This is a genomic window from Streptomyces sp. NRRL B-24572 (genome assembly GCF_002156145.1).
GTDB lineage: Bacteria > Actinomycetota > Actinomycetes > Streptomycetales > Streptomycetaceae > Streptomyces > Streptomyces vietnamensis.
The window spans coordinates 1-5,942 of record NZ_MWIG01000049.1 but is presented as its reverse complement, the minus strand read 5'-3'; the positions used below and the strand labels follow the sequence as shown (position 1 = coordinate 5,942).

Below are 5,942 nucleotides of genomic sequence, written 5' to 3'. Positions count from 1 at the left end.
CCACCAGGCACCACCGGCATCCACCAGGCACCACCGGCATCCACCATGCGTCCAGGGGGAGGAAGCACACGTGGCCACCGCTCTCGAGAGCGCCAGCGCGAAGCAGCACCGACTCGGCGAACTGCGCGAGTTCCTGATGAGCCGTCGGGCCCGGGTCAGCCCGGCCGAGGCGGGACTCCCGGACGGCGGTGCCCGCCGCCGCACCCCGGGCCTGCGCCGCGAGGAGGTCGCCGTCCTCGCGGGCGTCGGGGTCTCCTGGTACCAGTGGCTGGAGCAGGGCCGGGACATCACCGTCTCCCCGCAGGTCCTCGACTCGGTGGCGCGGGTGCTGCGGCTGAGCCCGGCCGAGCGCCGCCACCTGTACGTCCTGGCGGCGCTGAACCCGCCGGCGCTCGAACTGGCCCCGGAGGACCGGGACATGTGCCACGGCCTGCAGCGGCTCATCGACGCGTGGATGCCGTTCCCGGCGCACATCATGGACCAGTACTGGAACACCGTCATGTACAACGACGCGGCGGCGATCGTGCTCGGGATGCGGCCGGAGATCTCCCAGAACTGCCTGATCGCGTTCTTCACGGACCCGCTGTACCGATCGCGGTCGACGGGCTGGGAGGAGCTGGCGCCGAAGGTCGTCGCCCAGTTCCGCTCGGCCTGCTCGGAGTGCCCGGACGACGAGGGCTTCCAGGCGGTGGTCGAGGAGGCCAAGGAGGCGAGCCCGGAGTTCGCGGAGCTGTGGGAGCGGCGGGACATCCTGCCGGGCGGCCAGAACCGCAAGGAGATGGAGCACCCGCTGGTCGGCACGCTGGTCGTCGAGGCCACCCAGCTCAGGGTCCCGGCCCGCCCGGACCTGGTCATCGTGATGCACACCCCGATGCCGGAGGCGAACACGGCCGAGAAGCTGGAGTGGCTGGTGTCCCCGGAGGGGCGGCGCGGGGCGATGTACCCGGTCGCGGGCTGAGACCGGAGCCGATCACGGGCTGAGACCAGGACCGGGTGGCCGTGGGCTCCGACCTATGCTCGGGGCATGACACTCAGCAGCGAGCACGGCGACCTCGGCGCCGAGGACCTCAAGATCATCACCCTGGCGCGGAGCGCCCGCGCCCGTAACGACGTGCCCGAGGGCGCGGCCGTACGCGACGAGACGGGCCGCACCTATGTGGCGGGCACCGTGGAGCTGGAGTCGCTCAAGCTGAGCGCGCTGCGGACCGCGGTCGCGATGGCCGTGGCCAGCGGGGCCCGGTCCCTGGAGGCGGCGGCCGTCGTGTCGACCGCCGAGGCCGCCTCGGACGAGGACCGCGCGGCGGTACGGGACCTGGGCGGGCCGGACACCCCGGTGCTGCTCGCGGGTCCGGACGGGAAGCTGCGCACGGCGGTCACCGCCGGCTGAGCCGAGCGGCGGGAACAGGACGGTGGGGGACCGGTTGCGTGCCGGTCCCCCACTGCTTTGTGTGTTTGTGAAGGATCACCGCATCTTCTCTTGCCTTCCCCGGCCGTCTGCGCGTCAATGACAGCGGTTCGTCCGACGGACCGTCAGATCTCCATCGTTCACGCAGTGTCCGCACCCCTGCGTCAGGCAGCAGAAGGGGTTCGAACTCGCCATGAGAAGCAGAAGCACCTTAGGGACCGTCGCGGTCCTCACGGGGGCGCTCGCCGCCGCCGGACTCGCCTTCGCCCCGACGGCCGGCGCCGTGTCGCCGGGCTCGGCCACGGCGACGTACGACTGTGGCAGCTGGGGCGGCGGCACCGCCACCCTCACGGCCACGCAGAGCGGCACCGCCGCGACGATCACCATCACCTCGGCCGTCACGACGCCGGTCTCGGTCGGCGCCGACACGATCAGCTCCACCCTCACGATGGCCAAGGCCGGCGGTGGCACCCGGGTCTTCACCGGGAAGAAGAACCCGGCGCTCAGTGCCGGACAGTCCGTCGTCATGGGTCCGCTGAGCGGGACCGTGGCCTCGGGCGACAGCCTCAACTCGTACTTCGCGGGGGTCGCCCTCAAGATGGTGATCTTCGGGGTCACGGTGAACTGTGACGCGGTGACCTCGCAGTCGCCGGGTCCGTTCGTCTTCAGCTGAGCCCGTACCACTCGGACCGGTGTCGCCCTGGGTGACACCGGTCTCTGTCGTGCTCAGACGGCTTTGACCTGCGGAAACGTCGTCAAGCTCGCGATCTTGACAGTATCTGATGGGTCATCAGTCGGTGTATTTCGATTCCATTGACTTCTCTCCGCCCGCAGCCGTCAATGGCGCCCACTCATCCCTCAGGAGGGGGCACACACATGGCACTCACCCGATCCCGGGCGGCGGCCCGAAGACGGCGCTGGACCGCCGTCCTCGGCGCCACCGCCCTCGCGTTCGCCGGCGGCGCGCTCGCCGCCCCGGCCGGCGCGGCGACCACCTCGCAGGCGGTGGACTTCCAGACCCGCTGCGTCCCGCCGCCGATCGCCAACATCCCGCCCATCGAGGGCACCACCACGGCCCAGATCACGGTGGACAAGCCCAGCCCCAAGGTCGGCGAGACCGTGACCGTCACCTACACGGTCACCAAGCCCGCCGCGTCCAACCCCGTCGACCTCGCGCTCCCGGCCGACATCATGACGCCCACCGGCAAGGTGGTCCTCGGCGGCGCCCAGAGCGGCACGGTCACCGTCACCGGCCCCAAGAAGAACCCGCCGGTCCCCGGCAAGGGCTCCTTCCCCGCCTTCTCCATGACGGGCACCTTCACCGCCACCGAGGCCGGCTCGATCACCCTCTCGCCCGGCGACTACAACATCCACACCAGCTACCTCATGGAGCTGGACACCCCCTGTACGGTGCTCAACCCGCCCGCCCCGGTCTCCGAGACGGTCGTCGCGAGCCCCGCCACCAACCCCAACACCCGCGCGCTCCAGCTCGACAACGCCTCCGGCGACCCGGGCGTCCGCGTCACCGTCACCGGCTCCAAGTTCACCCCGCTCACCGAGGTCACCGTCGCCGGCCGCGCCGGAGCGGCGGAGACCGCCGACAAGATGACCGTCACGACCGACAGCGAGGGCGGCTTCGCCGCGCGCCTGAAGGTCAACGACCCGGCGACCACCGGGATCGTGGCGTACGAGGGCGCGGCGTGGGATCCCGAGAAGGGCGCGGGCCCCGTCGCGTACAAGGTGATCGTGCCGGCGCCGCCGAACAGCCAGACGATCACGGCGGCCGTCACCCCCGGTGAGCTGTCCATGACCCAGGCCGGGGACGCCGTCCAGCTGTCCTCCGTCGACTTCGGCGCGGGCGGCGCGGCCACCGGCGCGCTCCAGACGGTGACCGTCAAGGACTTCCGCGGCGGCCCCGCCGGCTGGTCCCTGACCGGCAAGGTCACCGACTTCACCGGCCCCGGCGGCGCCATCGGCGCCGGGAACCTGTCCTGGACCCCCGCCTGCACCGCCAAGGCCGGCAGCCCCAGCGCCTGCGCCGCAGGCTCGGCGGGACCGGTCGGCAGCGGCGGCGCGACCCTCGCCTCCACCCCGAACGGCACCCTCACGGGCGGCGAGTTCACCGTCGACGCGCAGCTCTCCCTCGACGTCCCGGCGTTCACCGCGCCCGGCTCGTACGCGGGCGTGCTCACGCTGACCCTGTCCTGACCGCTCGCGGGCCGGGCGCGCACCCGGCCGGCCCGCTCCGATCCGCACCCCGGGGGTCCGCACCCGTGCGCACGAAGCCGTACGTCCTCCTCCTGAGCACGCTCCTCGTGCTGCTCGGCCTCGCGCCGGGCGCCCAGGCCGCCGAGAACGGCGAGTGGGCCGTCTACCCGGCCGCCTCGAAGCTCGGCGGCCGCCCGTACTTCTACCTCTCCGCCGACCCCGGCAGCACGCTCACCGACCGCGTCACCGTCGCCAACAAGACCGCCGCCCCGCTCACCTTCCGGCTGTACGGCGCCGACGCCTACAACACCGACCGCGACGGCGGCTTCGCCGTCCGCACCCAGCGGGAGAAGCAGACCGGGGCCGGCGCCTGGATCAAGCCCGAGCGGACCCGGATCACCGTCCCGGCCCGCTCCGCCGTCACCGTCCCCTACACCCTGACCGTCCCCGCCGACGCCGACCCCGGCGACCACCCCGGGGCCCTCGTCGCCCTCGACGAGCGGATCGCCCCGGGCGCGAAGGGCTCCGTCGCCGTCGGCGTGCAGCGCGCGGTCGGCGCCCGCGTCTACCTCCGGGTCAACGGGCCGACCGTCCCCGCCCTCGCCGTCGAGGACGTCGCCCTCGACCAGGACCGGCCGCTCGTCCCCGGCACCCGCACGAGCAGCGCCCTCGTCTCGTACACCCTGCACAACCTGGGCAACGTCACCCTCAACCCCAAGGTCGTCCTGAAGGCCCGGGGCCTCTTCGGCCGCACCCTCCTCGACCGCGACCTCGCCGGGGTCCCCGCCGAGCTGCTGCCCCGGCAGAAGATCCGGCTCACCGAGCGCTGGACCGGCTCCCCGCAGCTCGACTGGGGCGACGTCACCCTCACCGCCACCGCGAAGGACGTGAAGGAGAGCGGCACCGTGTCCTTCCTGGCCCTGCCCTGGCTCGCCGCCGCGGTCCTCGTCACGGGCGGCGCGGCCGGGCTCTACGGCCTGCGGATACGGCGCCGCCGGGCGCCGGTCGGGACCCCGGTCGGGACCCCGGGCGAGGCCTGAGGCCGCACTGAGTGCGTGACGCGGGCGCTCATCGGGGACAATGGCCCCCATGAGCGCTCGCAACCAAGAAACCGAAGCCGTCCACCGGGCCGGCTTCGCCTGCTTCGTCGGCCGCCCCAACGCGGGCAAGTCCACCCTCACGAACGCTCTGGTCGGCCAGAAGGTGGCCATCACCTCGAACCGGCCGCAGACCACCCGGCACACCGTCCGCGGCATCGTGCACCGCCCGGACGCGCAGCTGATCCTGGTCGACACCCCCGGCCTCCACAAGCCGCGCACCCTCCTCGGCGAGCGGCTCAACGACGTCGTGCGCACCACCTGGGCCGAGGTCGACGTGATCGGCTTCTGCCTGCCCGCCGACCAGAAGCTCGGCCCCGGCGACCGCTTCATCGCCAAGGAGCTCGCCGGGATCAAGAAGACCCCCAAGGTCGCGATCATCACCAAGACCGACCTGGTCGACTCCAAGACGCTCGCCGAGCAGCTGATCGCGATCGACCAGCTCGGCAAGGAGCTGGGCTTCGAGTGGGCGCAGATCGTGCCGGTCTCGGCCGTCGGCAACAAGCAGGTCCAGCTCGTCGCCGACCTGCTCATCCCGCTCCTGCCGGAGTCCCCGCCGCTCTACCCGGAGGGCGACCTCACGGACGAGCCGGAGCAGGTCATGGTCGCGGAGCTGATCCGCGAGGCCGCGCTCGAAGGCGTACGGGACGAGCTGCCGCACTCGATCGCGGTGGTCGTCGAGGAGATGATCCCGCGCGAGAACCGCCCGGCGGACCGGCCGCTGCTCGACATCCACGCGAACGTGTACATCGAGCGCCCCAGCCAGAAGGGCATCATCATCGGCCCCAAGGGCAGCCGCCTCAAGGAGGTCGGCATGAAGTCCCGCAAGCACATCGAGGCGCTCCTCGGCACCCCGGTCTTCCTCGACCTCCACGTGAAGGTCGCGAAGGACTGGCAGCGGGATCCCAAGCAGCTGCGGAAGCTCGGCTTCTAGTTCCGGTTTTTCCGGGCGGCGCCTGGGGACGCGTGCCAGCATGGCGCCGTGACAAAGATCGTCAAGGGGGGAAACCTGCCGGTCCCCGGGCAGGTGTGGCGGATCGCGGTCGTCCGGCGGGCCGCCGGCGACGGGGTGCCGGAGGTCGACGCCTCGGCCCTGCTGCTCGACGCCGACGGCCGGGTCAGGGGCGACGGCGACCTGGTCTTCTACAACCAGCCCGCGCACACGTCCGGCGCGGTGCGCCTGCTCGGGCAGGTACGGGACGAGGAGCAGCGGGTCGCCGACTGGCTGGAGA

General features: G+C 72.4%; 7 protein-coding genes. All 7 read left to right on the top strand.

The features are described from left to right. The first annotated feature begins 136 nt into the window (after nucleotides 1-136). The gene (locus tag CCN56_RS03270) at nucleotides 137-958 is read left to right on the top strand and encodes a helix-turn-helix transcriptional regulator (protein ID WP_086823330.1); all 822 of its coding nucleotides are present in this window, start codon (nucleotides 137-139) and stop codon (nucleotides 956-958) included. 66 nt (nucleotides 959-1,024) lie between these two features. Then, nucleotides 1,025-1,387, top strand: coding sequence for a cytidine deaminase (locus CCN56_RS03265; RefSeq protein WP_086823327.1), 363 nt, complete (start codon nucleotides 1,025-1,027; stop codon nucleotides 1,385-1,387). Between the two features lie 211 nt (nucleotides 1,388-1,598). Continuing rightward, nucleotides 1,599-2,078: a hypothetical protein gene (locus CCN56_RS03260; RefSeq protein WP_086823324.1), complete on the top strand. Its 480-nt coding sequence runs from the start codon at nucleotides 1,599-1,601 to the stop codon at nucleotides 2,076-2,078. A 203-nt stretch (nucleotides 2,079-2,281) separates the two neighbouring features. Further along, nucleotides 2,282-3,613: a beta-xylosidase gene (locus tag CCN56_RS03255; RefSeq protein ID WP_086823321.1), complete on the top strand. Its 1,332-nt coding sequence runs from the start codon at nucleotides 2,282-2,284 to the stop codon at nucleotides 3,611-3,613. Between the two features lie 65 nt (nucleotides 3,614-3,678). Further along, nucleotides 3,679-4,653 carry a WxL protein peptidoglycan domain-containing protein gene (locus tag CCN56_RS03250; RefSeq protein WP_086823318.1) on the top strand — a complete coding sequence of 325 codons (975 nt, stop codon included), beginning with the start codon at nucleotides 3,679-3,681 and terminating at the stop codon, nucleotides 4,651-4,653. A 40-nt stretch (nucleotides 4,654-4,693) separates the two neighbouring features. Beyond that, the gene (era, locus tag CCN56_RS03245) at nucleotides 4,694-5,644 is read left to right on the top strand and encodes a GTPase Era (RefSeq protein WP_370468173.1); all 951 of its coding nucleotides are present in this window, start codon (nucleotides 4,694-4,696) and stop codon (nucleotides 5,642-5,644) included. A 48-nt stretch (nucleotides 5,645-5,692) separates the two neighbouring features. Then, the coding region (locus CCN56_RS03240) for a TerD family protein (RefSeq protein WP_143664414.1) at nucleotides 5,693-5,942 on the top strand (250 nt) is incomplete at its 3' end.

Bases quoted from the DNA above. Each gene is read 5' to 3' on its own strand.
- CCN56_RS03265 (WP_086823327.1), top strand. From the start codon at position 1,025: ATGACACTCAGCAGCGAGCACGGCGACCTCGGCGCCGAGGACCTCAAG.
- CCN56_RS03255 (WP_086823321.1), top strand. From the start codon at position 2,282: ATGGCACTCACCCGATCCCGGGCGGCGGCCCGAAGACGGCGCTGGACC.
- CCN56_RS03260 (WP_086823324.1), top strand. From the start codon at position 1,599: ATGAGAAGCAGAAGCACCTTAGGGACCGTCGCGGTCCTCACGGGGGCG.
- CCN56_RS03270 (WP_086823330.1), top strand. From the start codon at position 137: ATGAGCCGTCGGGCCCGGGTCAGCCCGGCCGAGGCGGGACTCCCGGAC.
- era (WP_370468173.1), top strand. From the start codon at position 4,694: ATGGCCCCCATGAGCGCTCGCAACCAAGAAACCGAAGCCGTCCACCGG.